Genomic DNA, 16,933 nt, shown 5'->3' on the forward strand with positions numbered 1-16,933 from the left:
CTTGTCGGGTAAGTTCCGACCCGCACGAATGGCGTAACGACTTGGGCGCTGTCTTGGCGGTGTGCCCGGCGAAATTGTGGTACCAGTGAAGACGCTGGTTACCCGCGGTTGGACAGAAAGACCCCGTGGAGCTTTACTGCAGCCTGGCACTGTGTTTTGGTGTGCCCTGTACAGGATAGGTGGGAGGCAGAGAAGTGGGTGCGCCAGCATCCATGGAGCCGACGGTGGGATACCACTCTGGGTGCACTGGGGCACTAACCAGACACTCTGAACCGAGTGATGGGACACTGTCAGGTGGGCAGTTTGACTGGGGCGGTCGCCTCCTAAAAGGTAACGGAGGCGCCCAAAGGTCACCTCAGCACGGATGGAAATCGTGCGGTAAGAGTGCAAAGGCGGTAAGGTGGCTTGACTGTGAGAGGGACACCTCGAGCAGGGACGAAAGTCGGGCTTAGTGATCCGGCGGTTTCAAGTGGGAGAGCCGTCGCTCAACGGATAAAAGTTACCCCGGGGATAACAGGCTGATCTCCCCCGAGAGTCCACATCGACGGGGAGGTTTGGCACCTCGATGTCGGCTCATCGCATCCTGGGGCTGAAGTAGGTCCCAAGGGTTGGGCTGTTCGCCCATTAAAGCGGTACGTGAGCTGGGTTCAGAACGTCGTGAGACAGTTCGGTCCTTATCCGCCGCGGGCGCAGGGTATTTGAGGGGAGCTGACCCTAGTACGAGAGGACCGGGTTGGACGGACCGCTGGTTTACCAGTTGTCCCGCCAGGGGCACGGCTGGGAAGCCAAGTCCGGATGGGATAAACGCTGAAAGCATCTAAGCGTGAAGCCCACCCCAAGATGAGATACCCCACACCGTAAGTGGTGGTAAGGGTCCTGGAAGACTACCAGGTAGATAGGCCGCATGTGTAAGCGCCGCAAGGCGTTGAGCAAGGCGGTACTAATGGCCCGAGGAGCTTGACCAAGAGAGCTTTCCTCCTATTCACTTGCGAGGCTGCTTAAAAAGCTTTTGAAAAAATGAATATTGATAACAAATCCGGTGGCGAAAGAGCGAGGGAAACACCCGTTCCCATTCCGAACACGGAAGTTAAGCCTCGTGAGCGCCGATGATACTGTGCTGGAGACGGCACGGGAAAGTAGGTGGCTGCCGGATTTTTTATTTTTGTGTTCGAATGTTAATTGTTTAACAATACCTATCATAAAAAAGATTTCAGCTCAAAACGCGAAAATTTCTGCAGGTGTCAAAAATACTTTTAAGTAAAAGATACTTTTTTGAGTTGGTTTTCTAATTTAAAAAGCTAATCTTAAAAATAAAGCTTTACATTTTTTATTTCTAAAGTCCTTTCAAAAAGCGAAATTCTCACTTGGCACTGGTACCTTTTCAAGTATCTCGTTTATCACATCTGACGACTTTGCATTTTTGATTATATATTGATTTTTGAGTAGAATCCTATGGCTGAGGACAAAAGGAGCTAAGTACTTAACAAAATCAGGAAGAACAAAATCGTAGCCTCGGACAGCTGCAAGGCTTTGAGATGCACGCATAAGAGCAATAAAGCTTCTGTTGCTTGCAGGAAGCTGAACCATTTCGTGTTCTCTTGTGCTTTGACAAATTTCGTATATATAAGATAGAATATCTTCGTTTACATACACCTCTTTTATCTCTTCTTGAATCTTTATTACCTCATCCCTTGCTACTACAGGTTCTATACTATCGAGAGGATTTTTTTCTTTGAACCTTGTGAGCATCTGGATAGTCTCTTCTTTGTTTGTGTATCCTAAACTGAGCTTTATCAAGAACCTGTCAAGCTGTGCCTCAGGGAGAGGATATGTTCCTTGAATTTCAATGGGGTTTTGAGTAGCAATAACAAAAAATGGGTCTTCTAACTTGTGTGTGATACCATCAATTGTCACCTGTCTTTCTTCCATGCATTCAAGAAGACTTGACTGTGTTCTCGGGGTTGCCCTGTTTATTTCATCAGCCAAAAGTATATTTGTGAAAATTGGACCTGGTCTGAACTCAAACTCTTGTGTTTTCATGTTGAAGTAGTATATACCTGTGAGGTCAGATGGCAGAAGATCTGGCGTGAACTGAATTCTTTTAAAACTGCAATCTATGGATTTTGCAAGAGCCTTTGATAGCATTGTTTTTCCTGTGCCAGGGACGTCCTCTAAAAGAACATGACCGCCAGCGAAAAGAGATGTTATTACAAGCTCAATTTGAGCCTCTTTTCCAACAATTACTTTTGATATATTTTGAATAACTTTTTTTGCTACATTTGTTATCTCCATTTTTCATTCCTACTTTCCTTTATATTGTATATTAAAGATTTTGACCTTTCTATGTTTTATTTAAACTTACATAGTCTGCCTACAAGATTATTTTACCTCTTTTAAGAAGGTATTTCAATCAACTATAAACACTTTAAATTTACAAAATATAAAGTATTATTTTATCAAAAATGTGCAAAAATAAAGCAAAAATTTGGATACCCATAACTTAACAAAGTGATATATAATATTGTCATGTAAACAATTTCAAAGGAGGCATAAAAGGTGGCAAACGAGATTTTGGGAACAGATGTTGTTGTTCAGATAGGAATAATTGTTAGGGACATTGAAAAGACGGCAAAAGACTTTGCGCAGTTTTTTGGAGTTGAGGTTCCACAGATTATCGAAACTGAAGGGTACGAAAAAACACACACAGAGTATAGAGGAAAGCCTACAAATGCCAGAGCAAAACTTGCATTTTTCAGGAATTTCAAGAACATAGAAATTGAGCTAATTGAACCAGATGAGAATCCATCTACTTGGAGAGAATTTTTAGAAACTCATGGTGAGGGTATTCACCATATAGGTGTATTTGTAAAGAACATGGATGAAAAAATTGAAAATCTTAAAAAAGAAGGAATTGGGGTTGTTCAAAAAGGGGATTACACAGGTGGAAGATATGCTTACATGGAAAGTACCAATAAACTTAAATTCATCTTAGAACTTTTGGAGAACTTTTAAAATATTTTAGGGAAGTGGGGAGCTAGAATATGAAAAGAATCTTAGCTTTGGTTGGAGATTTTTACCACAGCCATGACAACCTACTCAAAGCCTTAAAGCAAACCACAAATGCTGCTTTAGGTAATTGCGAGATAATAGATACATCTATTGAAAACTTTGAGGAGTTTCTTTCTCAAAATCCAGATGCAATTGTAATCTCTGCAGAGAACAGGATAAATCCACAGGATGAAATTATAAAGTGCTGGATGACAGAGCAGTTGGCAAAGAGAATAAAAGAGTATGTTGAAGGCGGTGGAAGGCTTTTTGTATGGCACTCGGGACTTGCCTCATATCCTGAAGAAGGAGAGTTTTGCAAACTTGTGAGAGGGTATTTTAAGTTTCATCCAGATAAGCACAAACCTGTAAGATATCACTCTTCCCATAAAGCTACTCTTGAGAACAAAGAGTTTGATTTTGAAATTATGGATGAACACTATTTTGTTTTTTGCGACGAAGAGAATACCAATATCTATCTTTACTCTGAATCAGAAGACGGCAGTTCAATTGCAGGATGGTGGCACAATTTTGGCAAGGGCAAAGTAGTTGCATTAACTCCTGCTCACAGAGAAGATGGGCTTTTGGATAATAATTTTCAGGAACTTCTCAAAACAGTTTTGGTTTTTCTTTTCAAGTAGGACTTTAAAAATATAAATAAGACTTTTTCAAGGGCTTATCCGGCTACAATTTAGGATAAGCCCTTTTTAAAAAACAATTGACAGAATATAAAAAAACAATTAATATAGAAATATAAAGTGAACGATTAAGTAACACATTTGCATAACATTTAAGAAGGTTGGTAGAAAATGGATATTAACAGGTTTAAAGAAGATATAAAAAGTCATCTTGATGAAAAGATAATACCATTTTGGCAAGGTTTAAAGGATGACGAATTTGGTGGCTACTATGGATATATGGATTTTAATCTCAATATTAATAAGAAAGCTCAAAAAGGTTGTATTTTGAACTCGAGGATATTGTGGTTTTTCTCAGCATGTTACAATGTGCTGAAAAGTGAAAAATACAAAGAGCTGGCTTTTCATGCGTTTGAATTTTTAAAAAACAAGTTTTGGGACAAAGAGTATGAAGGACTTTTCTGGAATGTATCCCACAAAGGTGTGCCCGTTGATGTAACAAAACATGTTTATGTTCAGGCTTTTGGCATATACGGACTTTCGGAGTATTATGAAGCATCTGGCGATAAAGAAGCTCTTCGTTTGGCAAAGAGGCTTTTTGAGATTTTGGAGACAAAATGCAAAAGTAAAAATGGATATACAGAGCAGTTTGATAGAAACTGGCAAGAAAAAGAAAACAGGTTTTTGAGCGAAAATGGACTAATTGCCTCAAAAACAATGAACACGCATCTTCATGTACTGGAGAGCTATACAAACCTCTACAGGATTTTAAAACTTGATGATGTGTATGAGGCGCTTGAGAGGATAGTTAGACTCTTTGTTGACAAGATTTACAAAAAAGGAACAGGTCACTTCAAGGTATTTTGCGATGACAACTGGAACGAACTTATAAAAGCAGTATCATATGGACATGACATTGAAGCAAGTTGGCTTTTAGACGAAGCTGCCAAGTATCTGAAGGATAAAAAGTTAAAAGAAGAGGTTGAAAAGATCACATTAGAGGTTGCACAAGTGACTTTAAAAGAAGCCTTTGATGGTCAAAGTCTCATAAACGAGAAGGTAGAAGACAGGGTTGATAGAAACAAAATCTGGTGGGTTGAGGCAGAGACAGTTGTTGGATTTTTTAATGCATATCAAAAGACAAAAGAGGAAAAATATTTAGATGCAGCCGTCAAGACATGGGAGTTCATAAAAAATCATCTTGTTGACAGAAGAAAGAACTCTGAGTGGCTGTGGATGGTAGATGAGAATTTAAAAGCAGCTAAAATGCCAATTGTTGAGCCATGGAAGTGCCCGTATCATAATGGCAGAATGTGTTTGGAGATAATAAAAAGGGTTTACTAAAAGTTTCGAGCCTGACCCTGTAAAGTTACAGAGAAATAAAGTATAATAGTAAGTAAAAAAGAAAAGGTTTGTGAAGCCTTATTTGAAGGGGAAAAAAGTACAATGAACAAGAGAGTTACTATGAAAGATATTGCCGAAAAGCTTGGTGTTTCTAAGGTAACAGTGTCAAAGGCGCTCAAGGACAGTCCTGATATTAGTTCATCCCTGAAAGAGAAAATTATAAAGACTGCCCAGGAGATGGGTTATATCTACAACGCAAAAGGAAGGATGCTGAGAGAAAACCTTACGTATTCTATCGGTGTGATATCGTCAGAAAAGTATTATGGCAAAGACGACTATTTCTACATAGACCTTTACAAACATCTTTCAAACAGTTTAGAAAAACTTGGCTTTACAACAACCTTCAACATTATAAGCCAGTCAGACGAAAATGATCTTTCTGTACCTAACGCGCTTTTAGAACAGAAGGTAGACGGTGTTGTTATTTTGGGTCAGATGAGTCTTGACTACATTCAAAAGATTTTAAGTTATAATTACCCGACAGTGTTTTTAGACTTTTACTGTGACAAGTTTAACGTTGACTGTGTAATTACAGACAACTTTTACGCAACATACGAGATAACCAACATGCTAATAGAGCAGGGTCACACCCAGATTGGGTTTGTAGGAAACATCTACGCAACAAGCAGCATTCAAGACAGGTTTCTGGGCTTTTACAAGGCGCTTTTGGAGAACAAGATAGATCTCAACAAGGATTGGATAATAAAAGACAGGGATGACAACAACAATTTCATAGATATTATATTGCCCAAAAACCTTCCAACGGCATTTGTTTGCAACTGTGACAAGACTGCTTATCTTACAATAGAAAAGCTCAAATCAAGAGGATATAAGGTGCCGGATGATGTTTCAGTGGTGGGGTTTGATGATAGCCTTCATGCAGTGCTTTCACAGCCCAAAATTACCACCGTCCGTGTGAATTTGGAAGAGATGGGTAGAAGAACAGCCAAGATGATGGTTGAAAAGATAAAGCAGGGAGAAAAGCATTATGGCAAAATGCTCATAAAAGGCAAGATTATTATAAGAGAGTCTGTCAAGGCTTTGAAATAATACTTTTTCAAAATGGTCGGATAACATTTTAAATTCGCATAAATCAAAAAATATGGAGGAGGAAAGAACTAATGGATATCAAAATAATAGGGCAATCACTTCCAAACATGCCTTGGGAAGAAAGACCTAAAGACTGCAAGGACATTGTATGGAGGTCTAAACACAACCCAATTATCAAGAGAAATCAGGCAAAAGATGCAAACAGCATTTTCAACAGTGCGGTTGTTCCATTCAAAGATGGTTTTGCAGGAGTTTTCAGGGTGGATGATAAAGCGAGAAGAATGAACATCAGACGTGGGTTTAGCAAGGATGGTTACAACTGGGAGATTGATGATGAACCAATCAACTTCATCCAGCAGACAAGAGACCCGCTTGTAAGTGAGTACAAATATGACCCACGAGTAACTTTCATAGAAGATAGATTCTATATCACATGGTGCAATGGCTATCATGGTCCGACAATTGGTGTTGGCTATACATTCGACTTTGAAAAGTTCTATCAGATTGAAAATGCGTTTTTGCCATACAACAGAAACGGTGTGCTTTTCCCGAGGAAAATAAATGGCAAATACGCTATGCTATCCCGCCCATCAGATACGGGGCACACACCATTTGGTGACATATTCTACAGCGAAAGCCCTGATATGATTCACTGGGGCTGCCACAGACATGTAATGTCAGCAGGCTACACACCTTGGCAGTCGCTCAAAATAGGGGCAGGGCCAACACCAATTGAAACAAGCGAAGGATGGCTGCTAATTTATCATGGCGTACTTCTTTCATGTAATGGATATGTATACAGCTTTGGTGCAGCGCTTTTGGATTTGGAAAAACCATGGGTTGTAAAGGCAAGGTCAAAATCTTATCTTCTTTCACCACAAGAGTATTATGAATGTGTTGGCGATGTTCCAAACGTTGCATTCCCATGCGCGACACTTTGCGACGCCAGCACGGGTAGGCTTGCAATTTATTATGGTGGTGCTGATACTGTTGTAAACCTTGCTTTTGCTTATGTTCAGGATATAATTGAACTTCTCAAAAAAGAGAGCCAGGAATAATAAAAATATTGATAGATAAAAAATATAAAATAAAGGTCGGCAGTAGAGCAAAACTGCTGACCTTTTTGATTTTGTAATTTTTTTCAAGTTTGAAATTGCTTTGTTTACTGGTAAAGTAAAATCTAAAATCTGCGGTATAAAATATTAAGTTTCTCGGGTTGTTAAATATGCACCACAAATCTTATAATGAACATGTAGTTGTTTTGCAGTTTTTCTATACAAAAATTACATTCTAAAAAGGAGGATTGATTATGTTTAAAAGAAAAGTTACTTTATTGGTTGCTATTGCCTTTTTGATAACCATCATTGTTCCTGGATTTTTAAGTACTCCAACAAAGGCAGTAGCAGCGTCCAAACCCCCAATAGTTTTTAAGATTTATTGGGGTGATTCGAATGCAGAGCCGGTTGATGTGTGGAAGACACCAATTGGTAAAAAGGTTGAACAACTAACAGGTGTAAGACTCCAATTTGAGTTTATCGTCGGCAGTGATGAGGAAACAAAGGCAGGTATCATGCTTGCAAGTGGTGACTTGCCGGACTTAATCAATGCGCACAACGTTATAAATAAGTTTATTGAAGCAGGAGCTTTAGTTCCGATGGATAATTACATTGCTAAGTATGGCAAGAACATCAAGAAATGGTATGACTCAAAAGCTCTTAAAAAACTCAAATATCCAAAAGATGGGCACATTTACTACCTTACACCTTTCAGAGAGGAATCTGACCCACTGTATTCATTTGCTGGTTTTTGGCTGCCTATATACATTCTGAAAGAGAATAAATGGCCAGTTGTAAGAGATATTGACACATATTTCAAGATCGTAAAGGACGCTGTCAAAAAACATCCAACATACAATGGAAAACCAACGATAGGTTTTACAGCGCTGACTGACAGCTGGAGAATCTATGTACTGATGCAGCAGCCACTCAGGCTTGAAGGCTATCCAAACGATGGCGGCTGGCTTATCGATGAAAAGACAGGTGTTGTAAAAGACAGCTATACAATGTCATATGCAAAGACATATTACAAGATACTCAACCAGATGTGGAACGAAGGTCTTCTTGACAAAGAGATGTTTTCACAAAACTATGACCAATACTTAGCAAAAATTTCGTCGGGCAGGGTTGTTGGTTTTTATGATGAAAGATGGCAGATACAGTCTGCAATAGACTCTCTCGAAAAACAAGGACTTTACGACAGAATTCCTATTGCAATGCCAGTTTTGAAAAAGGGTGTAAAGAGAGATAGATACAACGTGGTTACAATGGGAACAGGTGCCGGAATATCAATTACAAAGAAGTGCAAGGACCCGGTTGCAGCCTTCAAGTTCTTGGACAGAATGGCTGGCGAAGATATCTTAAAACTCATTAACTGGGGTATCCAAGGCCAGGACTACTACGTAAAGGATGGTAAGATGTATAAAGATGCAAAACAAATTCAAAATTACATGAACCCAGATTACAGAAAGAAACAGGGCATTGGCGGAAATATCTGGTTTGCATTCCCAAGACCACCGTTTGACTGGACATATTCAGACAAGAGCGGAAAGATTTCTTGGGACTACTCAGACCAGGCATTAGAGCAGAGGTATAAACCATATGAAAAGGAAGTTTTGAAAGCTTATAAGATTAAGTCGTTCAAAGACTTGTTCTCACCAACATGGAACTCACCGTATGGATATGGTTGGGATATCAAGCTTCCAGACGACCTGCAGGCAATCCAAAACCAGGCTGATGACTTGCAAAGAAGATACATCACAAAAGCTATAATGGCAAAACCGGGTGAGTACGATAAAATCTGGAATGAATATCTTAACAAGATGAAAAGTATTCCTATCAAAAAGGTAATTGATTTCAGACAAAAAGAGATTCAAAGAAGACTCAAAGAGTGGAACTAATTGGTGTTTTAGAAATTATCAATTTTAAAGCTCACGGGACACCTAATTTAACAGGTGTTCCGTGAGTATTTAATTTAATTGTCGCTACAAGTTTTTAAGGAGGAAAAGGAAGATGCAGTCATCTAAGAAAAGATTCTTTTCAACAATCTACAACCAGCGCCAGCTAATTGTTCTTACATTTCCTTTTTTGATTATGGTGCTAATTTTTAACTACTTTCCGCTGTGGGGCTGGTTATTAGCTTTCAAAGACTACAAACCTTATCTTGGTTTTCAAAATTCCGAATGGGTTGGATTTAAAAACTTTGTGGACCTATTTTCAGATGTTTATTTTTTCCAGGCGCTTAGAAATACTTTGGTCATAAGCTGTTTGAAACTCATATTTAACTTTTTGTCATCCATTACGTTTGCAATACTTCTAAATGAGATTAAAAACATGCTATTTAAAAGGGCAGTGCAGACAATCTCCTACCTTCCACACTTTGTTTCATGGGTTGTTGCAGCAAATATTATATACACAGTGCTTTCACCTGACTATGGGATAATAAACGACCTTCTTGTCAAATTCCATATTCTAAAAGAACCAATTAACTTTTTGGGCGAACCTCAATATTTCTGGTTCATTGCACCAATTACAGAGGTTTGGAAAGAGATGGGCTGGAACGCAATTATATACTTGGCTGCAATGACAAACATCGACCCGCAGCTTTATGAAGCTGCAAGTATAGATGGTGCAGGCAGGCTGAAAAGAATATGGTACATAACCTTGCCAGGTATTCTACCCACAGTAAAGATTCTTCTTATTATGAACGTAGGGTGGATTTTGAACGCTGGGTTTGAACAGATGTACCTTTTGCAAAGACCTTCTACGTTAGACTATTCGGATATCCTTGAGACATACATCTTAAGATATGGTATTGGTAGTGGTAGATGGTCATATGCCACAGCAGCTGGTATTTTTAACTCAGTTGTGAGCTTGATTCTTGTTACAACTGCAAATAGAATTGCATCTAAGATTGGTGAAGGTGAAAGAGTATTTTAAAAAACTTTATTGAGGGGTGTTTTAGAAAGTGCAAACGTCAGCAAAGTACAGAACAACAGAGGATTTGGTCATTGACATTGTGGTATACACAGTCATGATAATCGTGATGATAGCTACTTTATATCCTTTTTGGAATATACTTGCTATTTCTTTTAACGATGCGCTTGATTCCATAAGGGGTGGAATATATCTGTGGCCAAGAAAATTCACACTCAACAACTATAAAGTCATCCTCAGCAATCCTGACATATACCATGCAACCCTAATATCAGTTTTGAGAGCTGTTGTAGGAAGTATTGCAAATGTTCTTTCGTGTTTGATGGTTGCATATGGGATTAGTCGAAAGGATTACATATTCAGAAAGTTTATCTCCAGAGTTATCGTGTTTACAATGTATTTTAGCGGCGGTCTTATCCCCACATACCTTCTTATGAAAAATCTTCATCTTGTTGGAACGTTTTGGGTGTACATTTTGCCTGGTATGGTAAGCGCATTCAATATAATTGTGATAAGAAGCTATATAGACGGACTTCCTCAAAGTCTTATTGAGTCAGCCAAGATTGACGGTGCAAGCGAATACAGGATACTGTTCCAGATAATAATGCCTCTCTGTCTTCCTGTTTTGGCAACTGTTACACTCTGGGTTGCGGTTGGTCAGTGGAATGCATGGTTTGACACCTTCCTGTATAACTCCGGGAAACCAGAGCTTTCTACTTTGCAGTTTGAGCTTCAAAAGATACTGCAGTCTGTTCAGTCTGCATCAACCAACCCCGACTTCTCAGCATCGTTTACATCTTCTGGCAGGACTGTGACACCAACTGCTATCCGTGCAACCATGACAATAGTTGCAACACTGCCCATACTTTTTGTATATCCATTCTTGCAAAGATACTTTATACATGGTCTTACAATTGGTAGTATAAAAGAATAAAAAAGATTGTGTTATAATTAAATCAATATTCTCTTAGCTTAAAAGAAGATGGAAAGATTCATGCGCAAAGTAATTAAGATTATAAATGATATTCCGCTGTTTAAGAAGATATTTTCCATATTTTTTGTATTTGTTTTTATTCCCCTTTTGATTTTGAGTAGCCAATTTATCTCGCAGATTGATTTTTATATAAATGATAAGCTCCACAGCCAGCTTGAAAATGCGTCAAATATGGCAATTTCAAATTTCAAGAAAGCTATTGAGCTTGCAATAAATCTTGCATATACCATATATTCGGACCCGAGAGTTATTGAAACTGTAAATACTCCGTATTTGTCTGTTGAGGAATTCTATTATGCGTACGAAAAGAACATAAAACCCGTACTTCAAAACGCAAGAATACTCTATCCGCAAATTTCGCAAATAACAATATACTGTAACAATCCTACTATATTAAATGCTGATGGGCTGGCGTTTTTGACAGATGAATATAAAAAGTTTTTGCAAAAAGGAGAAAAAGAGGGCAAAAACCTCTATGTGTTAAGTGGTCTTGAGAATGAAAAACCGTATGTTTCTATTGTGCTAAATCTTAACTTTTATGAACAGTATGTTCCGAAGTACCAAAATAGCAAATTTAAAAAATTTTTGAGAATTGATCTGAACAGAGTGTATCTTAACAGTATTTTGAGCACGTTTAAAGATGGTCACATATTTATAGCAGATGATAAAGACACAGTATATTTCAGTGACCTTTTGTATTACAACCAGGTTGGAAGACTCAGTGACCTTTTGAAGGAAGAGAAAAATCAAACAATCGTGTTTGAAAAGCTTCTATCAACAGAGCTTCCTTACTTTGAAAACTGGAGATACATTGTGACAACCAACAATAGCGAAATATCAAAAAGGCTGCTTGAACATCAGAGAAATTATCTTGCAATTGTAGTTTTGTGTTTTTTACTTGCATTTTTTGCACTATTTTTAATAGTAAATTCTGTTATAAATAGGCTATCTCTTTTAGCAAGGCACATAAAAAAGGCAAGAAAACAGCAGTTTGAAAGTATCGACATTGAAGCTGGTAAAGATGAAATAGGCCAGGTTATAGAAGAGTTCAATATCATGGCACAAAAGATAAAAGAGCTTCTTGAAAAGGAAATAAAATATAAACTTAAACAAAAAGAGCTGGCACTGGAGAAAAAACAAGCAGAGATAAATGCGCTACAAAGCCAGATAAACCCTCATTTTCTTTTTAACACATTAGAAACAATCCGCATGAGAAGTATGCTCAAAAAAGAGTTTGAGACAGCTAAAGTCATAAAACTTCTTGCAAAGCTTTTAAAACGAAGCATAAGGTGGGGGAACGACCTTATAACCATTGAAGAGGAAATTTCGGCTATTTATGACTACCTAGAGATACAAAAGTACAGGTTCGGGGAAAAGCTAAAATTTGAGATTGAGGTTGAGGAGGATGTAAAGTCAACAAAGATACCGAAGATGACCATACAACCTCTTGTTGAGAACGCATGTGTTCATGGGATAGAAAATAGCAAGGGTGAAGGGAAGGTTTTGGTCAAGGTTTTCAAAGAAGGTGATATGATAGCAATACATGTTGAAGACAACGGAAAAGGCTTAGAAGATGATAAGATAACAGAACTCTTGCGGTCTATAAAAGGAGTCTCGTCTGATATGGCAAGTAGTGTGGGACTTAAAAATGTTTTTAGAAGGCTTGAGCTGTTTTATGACAAAGATTTTAGCTTTGATGTATTGAGAGGCGAGCTTGGGGGATTAAAAGTTGTGATAAAAATTCCTAACAAGAGGGAATTTGAGGATGCTGTACAAAGTGTTGATAGTTGAAGATGAGGTATTTATGAGAGAAGGGCTAAAAAACTTGATTGACTGGAAAGAACTCGGGTTTGAGATAGTGGGCGAGGCAGAAGATGGTCTTTCTGCTTTTGAGTTTATGGAAAAGATGCAGGTTGACGTGCTCATCAGCGATATCAAGGTTCCGCTTTTAAGTGGTCTTGACCTTATCGAGAAGGTTAAAAGGGAGATAAAAAATCCGCCTGAAGTGATAATCATCAGTGGTTATGCAGATTTTGAATATGCAAAAAAAGCTATCCAGCACGGTGTTGTCAATTACATATTAAAGCCCATTGAAGAAGAAGAGCTTGTTGACACGCTCATGAAAATAAAGTCAAAACTCAAAAAGAGAGAGTTAATTAAAGAAGGTAAAAGCTTGCTTGCTCTTGAGAAAAGTTTTGAAGAAACGATAGAAAATAGCAATATTAATATAGAAAATGGAGTTTATGTTGGAATAGTTTATTTTAAAGAAATGTCGAACTGGCTTAGTCTCTATCTTGATGAGAGAATTGAAAATATGTTGTTAAGGATAAAGGAGTGTTTTGAGCAGTTTAAAAGAGAAGGACTTGTGTATGAGTTTTCAGAGGTTGAAGGCAAGTACTACGTAGTTGCAACATCTGAAGAGGACATCAAAAAGGCATATCAGAGCATAAAAAATATTGTTGACTTTGCAACAGAGATTGTGTTTGCTTTTTCAAGAAAGATTTCAAAATGGACTCAATTTTTTGATGCTATTTACGAAGCAGCATACTCTTTGAACTTTGCACTTTTTTACAATCAGACAGGAATCGCATTTTATAGTAGCAGTCTGCCCAGTTCAAAAGAGCTTTTGTACTTAAAAGAATATGACAAAAAACTCATTTTGGCTATTGAAGAAGAGAATAGCCAGAACCTACAAAAGATAATTAAAGAAATGATTGAGGATATTAAAAAAGAAAGGTATCAGCTTGACTTTTTGAGGACGTATTTGAGCTTTGTAGTGGTATCTATAAGCTCTTATTTTAGTAGGATGGGTCTAAATTTAGAAGATGAAATAGAGTACTTTTCAAGTTTGAAGTTGGAATTTTCAAACGTTGAGGATATAGAAAAAAGTATGCTAAAATTTTGTGAAGGAGTACTGAACAAGTTTAGGCATTGGAAAACAAGCCTATCTAACGGTATCATGAGCGAGCTTGAAAAGTATATAAAGGAAAACTATAACAAGAACCTGACATTGAAATCTGTTGCGCAAAAGTTTTATCTGAATCCTGTGTACTTGGGTCAGCTTTTCAAAAAGCATTACGGAATGTATTTCAACTCTTATTTGCAAAAGATACGAGTTGAAGAAGCAAAAAGGCTTTTGTTGTCCACTAATATGAAAATATACGAAATTTCACAGGCAGTTGGGTACAACGACACAGACTATTTTATACAGTGTTTTGCAAAATTTTGCAACATGACGCCTAATCAGTATAGGAAAAAGTACAGAAAAGTATAAAAAGAAGGCTGGGACTTTTGCAAAAAGCACATTCCCAGCCTTCTTTTGTTTTTATGTGAGGAGGAGAACTTATTTTATAAGTTATTTCTAACTTCCCACGCTGCAAGAACCATATTTTGCAATGTTGGTAAAACTTCTTCTTCTTTTCTGGTTTTAAGACCGCAGTCAGGGTTTACCCACAGCCTGTCTTTTCCAACCTTTTCTATCATCTTTAAAATGAGCTTTTTCATCTCTTCCTTTGATACAATCCTTGGTGAGTGAACATCAAACACGCCAGGACCTACCTCAGCTTTTAAACTGCTTTTGTTTATGCTGTCAAGCAAGGTAAAATCAGATTTAGCTGCCTCAAAAGTTATAACATCAACGTCCATCTTTGCTATTTCGTCTAAAAGCTCGTCAAAGTTGCTATAACACATATGTGTGTGGATTTGAGTTTCTGGTTTTACCTTTGAGCATGTGAGTTTAAATGCCTTTATTGCCCATGATAAATATTCACTTTGTTCAGATCGTCTTAGCGGCAGTTTTTCAATCAGTGCTGCCTCGTCAATCTGAATAATCTTTACACCTTCTTTTTCAAGTTCTAAAACCTCTTCTTTTATTGCAAGAGCAAGCTGGAAAGCAACATTTTTTAATGGTATGTCTTCACGCACAAACGACCAGTTAAGGATTGTCACAGGCCCTGTCAAAATTCCCTTAACAGGTTTTTTTGTTAGGCTCTGTGCATATTTTATATACTCAACTGTAATCGGTCTTTTTCTCTTTATGTCTGAGAATATTATTGGTGGTTTTACGCATCTTGTACCGTATGATTGAACCCAGCCGTTTTGAGTAATTAAAAACCCTTCTAAATTTTCACCAAAAAACTCTACCATGTCATTTCTCTCATATTCGCCATGGACGAGCACATCAAGCCCGATTTCTTCCTGAAGCTTTATTACCCTTTCAATTTTGGATTTTATAAAGCTTTCATATTCTTCAAATGTTATCTCACCTTTTTTGAGTTTGCTTCGAGCGGACCTTACATCTTGGGTTTGTGGGAATGACCCAATTGTTGTTGTCGAAAGTTGTGGAAGCTTTAAAACCTCTTTTTGAAGCTTAATTCTTTCTTCAAAACATGGTTTTCTTTCAAAGTCATCGTCTGTAAGATTATTTACAGCTGTGCTGATATCTGAAATCTTATTTTTCTCAAGTTCTTCAAAAAGCTGAACATTTTTAATATACATACTATTTGCAGTAAAGTTTTCTTGAGAGAATAAAAGTTTTAGATCAGACAGTTCTTTTAATTTTTCTTCAGCAAACGCTAAAAACTTCTTTTTTTCGCTATCAAGATTTGTTTCGAACTTTAAAGAGTATGGCACAAAGAGCAAAGAACATGATGTTGAAATTACAATGTTTTTCTTGTCAACAAAGGAGGAGAGCATATTTAAAAGCTCAAGCGTATTTTTGTAGTTGTTTTTAAACACATTTCTGCCGTTTACAACTCCAGCAACCAAGAACTTTTCCTGTGGGAAACCAAATTTTTTAATCAGATCTAAATTGAATTTTCCATCAACAAAGTCAAGTCCAATTGCGTCAAAATCAAGGGAGATTATCTTTTCAAAACAGTCTCTGACATCTCCAAAATAGGTTTGAAGAAGTACCTTTAGATTTCCTTTATGAGAAAGAAGATTGCGATAGAAACTTTCAAAAAGTTCTATATCTTTTGTACTCAAGTCAGTGACAAGTATTGGCTCATCTATCTGAACAAACTCGCAACCCAACTCTTCAAACCTTCTTAGTATTTGAATATATACATCAAGTAGCTTTTCCCAAAAAGATTTGTCATACATATCAACATTCGATTTTTTGGAAAGCTTCAGAAAAGTAAGAGCACCGATTATCACCGGTTTTGTCTTGATTCCTATCGAAAATGCTTCGGCAAATTCATCAAAAGGTTTTGTTGATGAAAGCTCAAATTTGGTTTTTTCAGTGATTTCAGGTACAAGATAATGATAGTTTGTAAAGAACCACTTTTTCATTGGCAAAGCTTTAAAGTCGTTTTTTTGGTCTTGATACCCTTTTGCAAGAGCAAAGTATAGGTCAAGGTCGTCTGAAAAAACCGACTTGTATTCCTCAGGTATTGATCCTACAAGCATTGCATGGTCTAAAAAAGTGTCATAAAACGAAAAATCATTTGATGATATAAGGTCAACACCATACTCTTTTTGAAGTTGCCAGTGAGTTTTTTTCAACTCTTTTGAATTTTGTATTAGTTCTTCTTTTGAAAGCTTTTTGTCAAGATAGCTCTCAACCCATTTTTTAAGTTCTCTATTCTGGCCTATTCTTGGAAAACCAACAACTGAAATCATCTTACACTTTCAACCTCCTAACTAAAATTTTTTCTTATGCCCAAAACAAAATGGGCCTTTACTGCCGTCAAAAAGGCACAAATTGCGTCAAGGCAGTAAAGACCCATTACTAGCGTTTTCAAAAAGCTTTTGCTTTTAAAATGCTTTTTTAAAAAAGAATAAAAGCTTTTAAAACAATGTATGACAAG

At 37.4% G+C, this 16,933-nt stretch carries 12 protein-coding genes and 2 rRNA genes (1 of these 14 cut by a window edge); 12 read left to right on the forward strand and 2 right to left on the reverse strand.

Annotated elements, in window-relative coordinates; all coding sequences use genetic code 11:
- Nucleotides 1–965: ribosomal RNA gene (locus CaldiYA01_RS01245) — 23S ribosomal RNA — on the forward strand (it extends 2,007 nt beyond the left edge of the window).
- Between the two features lie 70 nt (nucleotides 966–1,035).
- Nucleotides 1,036–1,153: ribosomal RNA gene (rrf, locus tag CaldiYA01_RS01250) — 5S ribosomal RNA — on the forward strand.
- A gap of 191 nt (nucleotides 1,154–1,344) precedes the next feature.
- Here rrf and CaldiYA01_RS01255 read toward each other — a convergent pair.
- Complete coding sequence (locus CaldiYA01_RS01255; protein WP_207180554.1) at nucleotides 1,345–2,292, reverse strand: AAA family ATPase; 948 nt, start codon at nucleotides 2,290–2,292, stop codon at nucleotides 1,345–1,347.
- A 264-nt stretch (nucleotides 2,293–2,556) separates the two neighbouring features.
- Here CaldiYA01_RS01255 and CaldiYA01_RS01260 point away from each other — a divergent pair, with 264 nt between their 5' ends.
- The 10 genes from CaldiYA01_RS01260 (at nucleotide 2,557) to CaldiYA01_RS01305 (ending at nucleotide 14,397) form a co-directional block, all read left to right on the forward strand.
- Nucleotides 2,557–3,012 (forward strand): VOC family protein, encoded by a 456-nt coding sequence (locus CaldiYA01_RS01260; protein WP_207180556.1) that lies wholly within the window; start codon nucleotides 2,557–2,559, stop codon nucleotides 3,010–3,012.
- 29 nt (nucleotides 3,013–3,041) lie between these two features.
- Nucleotides 3,042–3,686: a ThuA domain-containing protein gene (locus CaldiYA01_RS01265; protein ID WP_207180558.1), complete on the forward strand. Its 645-nt coding sequence runs from the start codon at nucleotides 3,042–3,044 to the stop codon at nucleotides 3,684–3,686.
- Between the two features lie 168 nt (nucleotides 3,687–3,854).
- Complete coding sequence (locus CaldiYA01_RS01270) at nucleotides 3,855–5,027, forward strand: AGE family epimerase/isomerase (protein ID WP_207180560.1); 1,173 nt, start codon at nucleotides 3,855–3,857, stop codon at nucleotides 5,025–5,027.
- A 102-nt stretch (nucleotides 5,028–5,129) separates the two neighbouring features.
- The gene (locus CaldiYA01_RS01275; protein WP_207180562.1) at nucleotides 5,130–6,137 is read left to right on the forward strand and encodes a substrate-binding domain-containing protein; all 1,008 of its coding nucleotides are present in this window, start codon (nucleotides 5,130–5,132) and stop codon (nucleotides 6,135–6,137) included.
- A 71-nt stretch (nucleotides 6,138–6,208) separates the two neighbouring features.
- Nucleotides 6,209–7,195, forward strand: coding sequence for a glycoside hydrolase family 130 protein (locus CaldiYA01_RS01280; RefSeq protein WP_207180564.1), 987 nt, complete (start codon nucleotides 6,209–6,211; stop codon nucleotides 7,193–7,195).
- Between the two features lie 251 nt (nucleotides 7,196–7,446).
- A complete protein-coding gene (locus tag CaldiYA01_RS01285; RefSeq protein ID WP_207180566.1) occupies nucleotides 7,447–9,093 on the forward strand; it encodes an ABC transporter substrate-binding protein in 1,647 nt (548 codons plus the stop codon).
- A 112-nt stretch (nucleotides 9,094–9,205) separates the two neighbouring features.
- Nucleotides 9,206–10,132: an ABC transporter permease gene (locus CaldiYA01_RS01290; RefSeq protein WP_207180568.1), complete on the forward strand. Its 927-nt coding sequence runs from the start codon at nucleotides 9,206–9,208 to the stop codon at nucleotides 10,130–10,132.
- A 28-nt stretch (nucleotides 10,133–10,160) separates the two neighbouring features.
- A complete protein-coding gene (locus CaldiYA01_RS01295; RefSeq protein WP_207180570.1) occupies nucleotides 10,161–11,063 on the forward strand; it encodes a carbohydrate ABC transporter permease in 903 nt (300 codons plus the stop codon).
- A gap of 60 nt (nucleotides 11,064–11,123) precedes the next feature.
- Nucleotides 11,124–12,914, forward strand: coding sequence for a sensor histidine kinase (locus tag CaldiYA01_RS01300; RefSeq protein ID WP_207180572.1), 1,791 nt, complete (start codon nucleotides 11,124–11,126; stop codon nucleotides 12,912–12,914).
- Nucleotides 12,889–14,397, forward strand: a complete 1,509-nt coding sequence (locus CaldiYA01_RS01305) for a response regulator transcription factor (protein ID WP_207180574.1) — start codon at nucleotides 12,889–12,891, stop codon at nucleotides 14,395–14,397. Before CaldiYA01_RS01300 ends, CaldiYA01_RS01305 begins: the two co-directional genes overlap by 26 nt.
- Nucleotides 14,398–14,471: 74 nt before the next feature.
- Here the strand turns inward: CaldiYA01_RS01305 and metE are convergent, their stop codons facing one another.
- Nucleotides 14,472–16,745 carry a 5-methyltetrahydropteroyltriglutamate--homocysteine S-methyltransferase gene (gene metE, locus CaldiYA01_RS01310; protein ID WP_207180575.1) on the reverse strand — a complete coding sequence of 758 codons (2,274 nt, stop codon included), beginning with the start codon at nucleotides 16,743–16,745 and terminating at the stop codon, nucleotides 14,472–14,474.
- Nucleotides 16,746–16,933: the final 188 nt, after the last annotated feature.

The sequence above is a fragment of the Caldicellulosiruptor diazotrophicus genome (assembly GCF_017347585.1).
GTDB lineage: Bacteria > Bacillota > Thermoanaerobacteria > Caldicellulosiruptorales > Caldicellulosiruptoraceae > Caldicellulosiruptor > Caldicellulosiruptor diazotrophicus.

What these genes read in the sequence shown, in the direction of transcription:
- CaldiYA01_RS01255 (WP_207180554.1), bottom strand. Translation starts at nt 2,292, where the DNA reads ATGGAGATAACAAATGTAGCAAAAAAAGTTATTCAAAATATATCAAAA.
- CaldiYA01_RS01265 (WP_207180558.1), top strand. Translation starts at nt 3,042, where the DNA reads ATGAAAAGAATCTTAGCTTTGGTTGGAGATTTTTACCACAGCCATGAC.
- CaldiYA01_RS01270 (WP_207180560.1), top strand. Translation starts at nt 3,855, where the DNA reads ATGGATATTAACAGGTTTAAAGAAGATATAAAAAGTCATCTTGATGAA.
- CaldiYA01_RS01275 (WP_207180562.1), top strand. Translation starts at nt 5,130, where the DNA reads ATGAACAAGAGAGTTACTATGAAAGATATTGCCGAAAAGCTTGGTGTT.
- CaldiYA01_RS01280 (WP_207180564.1), top strand. Translation starts at nt 6,209, where the DNA reads ATGGATATCAAAATAATAGGGCAATCACTTCCAAACATGCCTTGGGAA.
- CaldiYA01_RS01285 (WP_207180566.1), top strand. Translation starts at nt 7,447, where the DNA reads ATGTTTAAAAGAAAAGTTACTTTATTGGTTGCTATTGCCTTTTTGATA.
- CaldiYA01_RS01290 (WP_207180568.1), top strand. Translation starts at nt 9,206, where the DNA reads ATGCAGTCATCTAAGAAAAGATTCTTTTCAACAATCTACAACCAGCGC.
- CaldiYA01_RS01300 (WP_207180572.1), top strand. Translation starts at nt 11,124, where the DNA reads ATGCGCAAAGTAATTAAGATTATAAATGATATTCCGCTGTTTAAGAAG.
- CaldiYA01_RS01305 (WP_207180574.1), top strand. Translation starts at nt 12,889, where the DNA reads ATGCTGTACAAAGTGTTGATAGTTGAAGATGAGGTATTTATGAGAGAA.
- metE (WP_207180575.1), bottom strand. Translation starts at nt 16,745, where the DNA reads ATGATTTCAGTTGTTGGTTTTCCAAGAATAGGCCAGAATAGAGAACTT.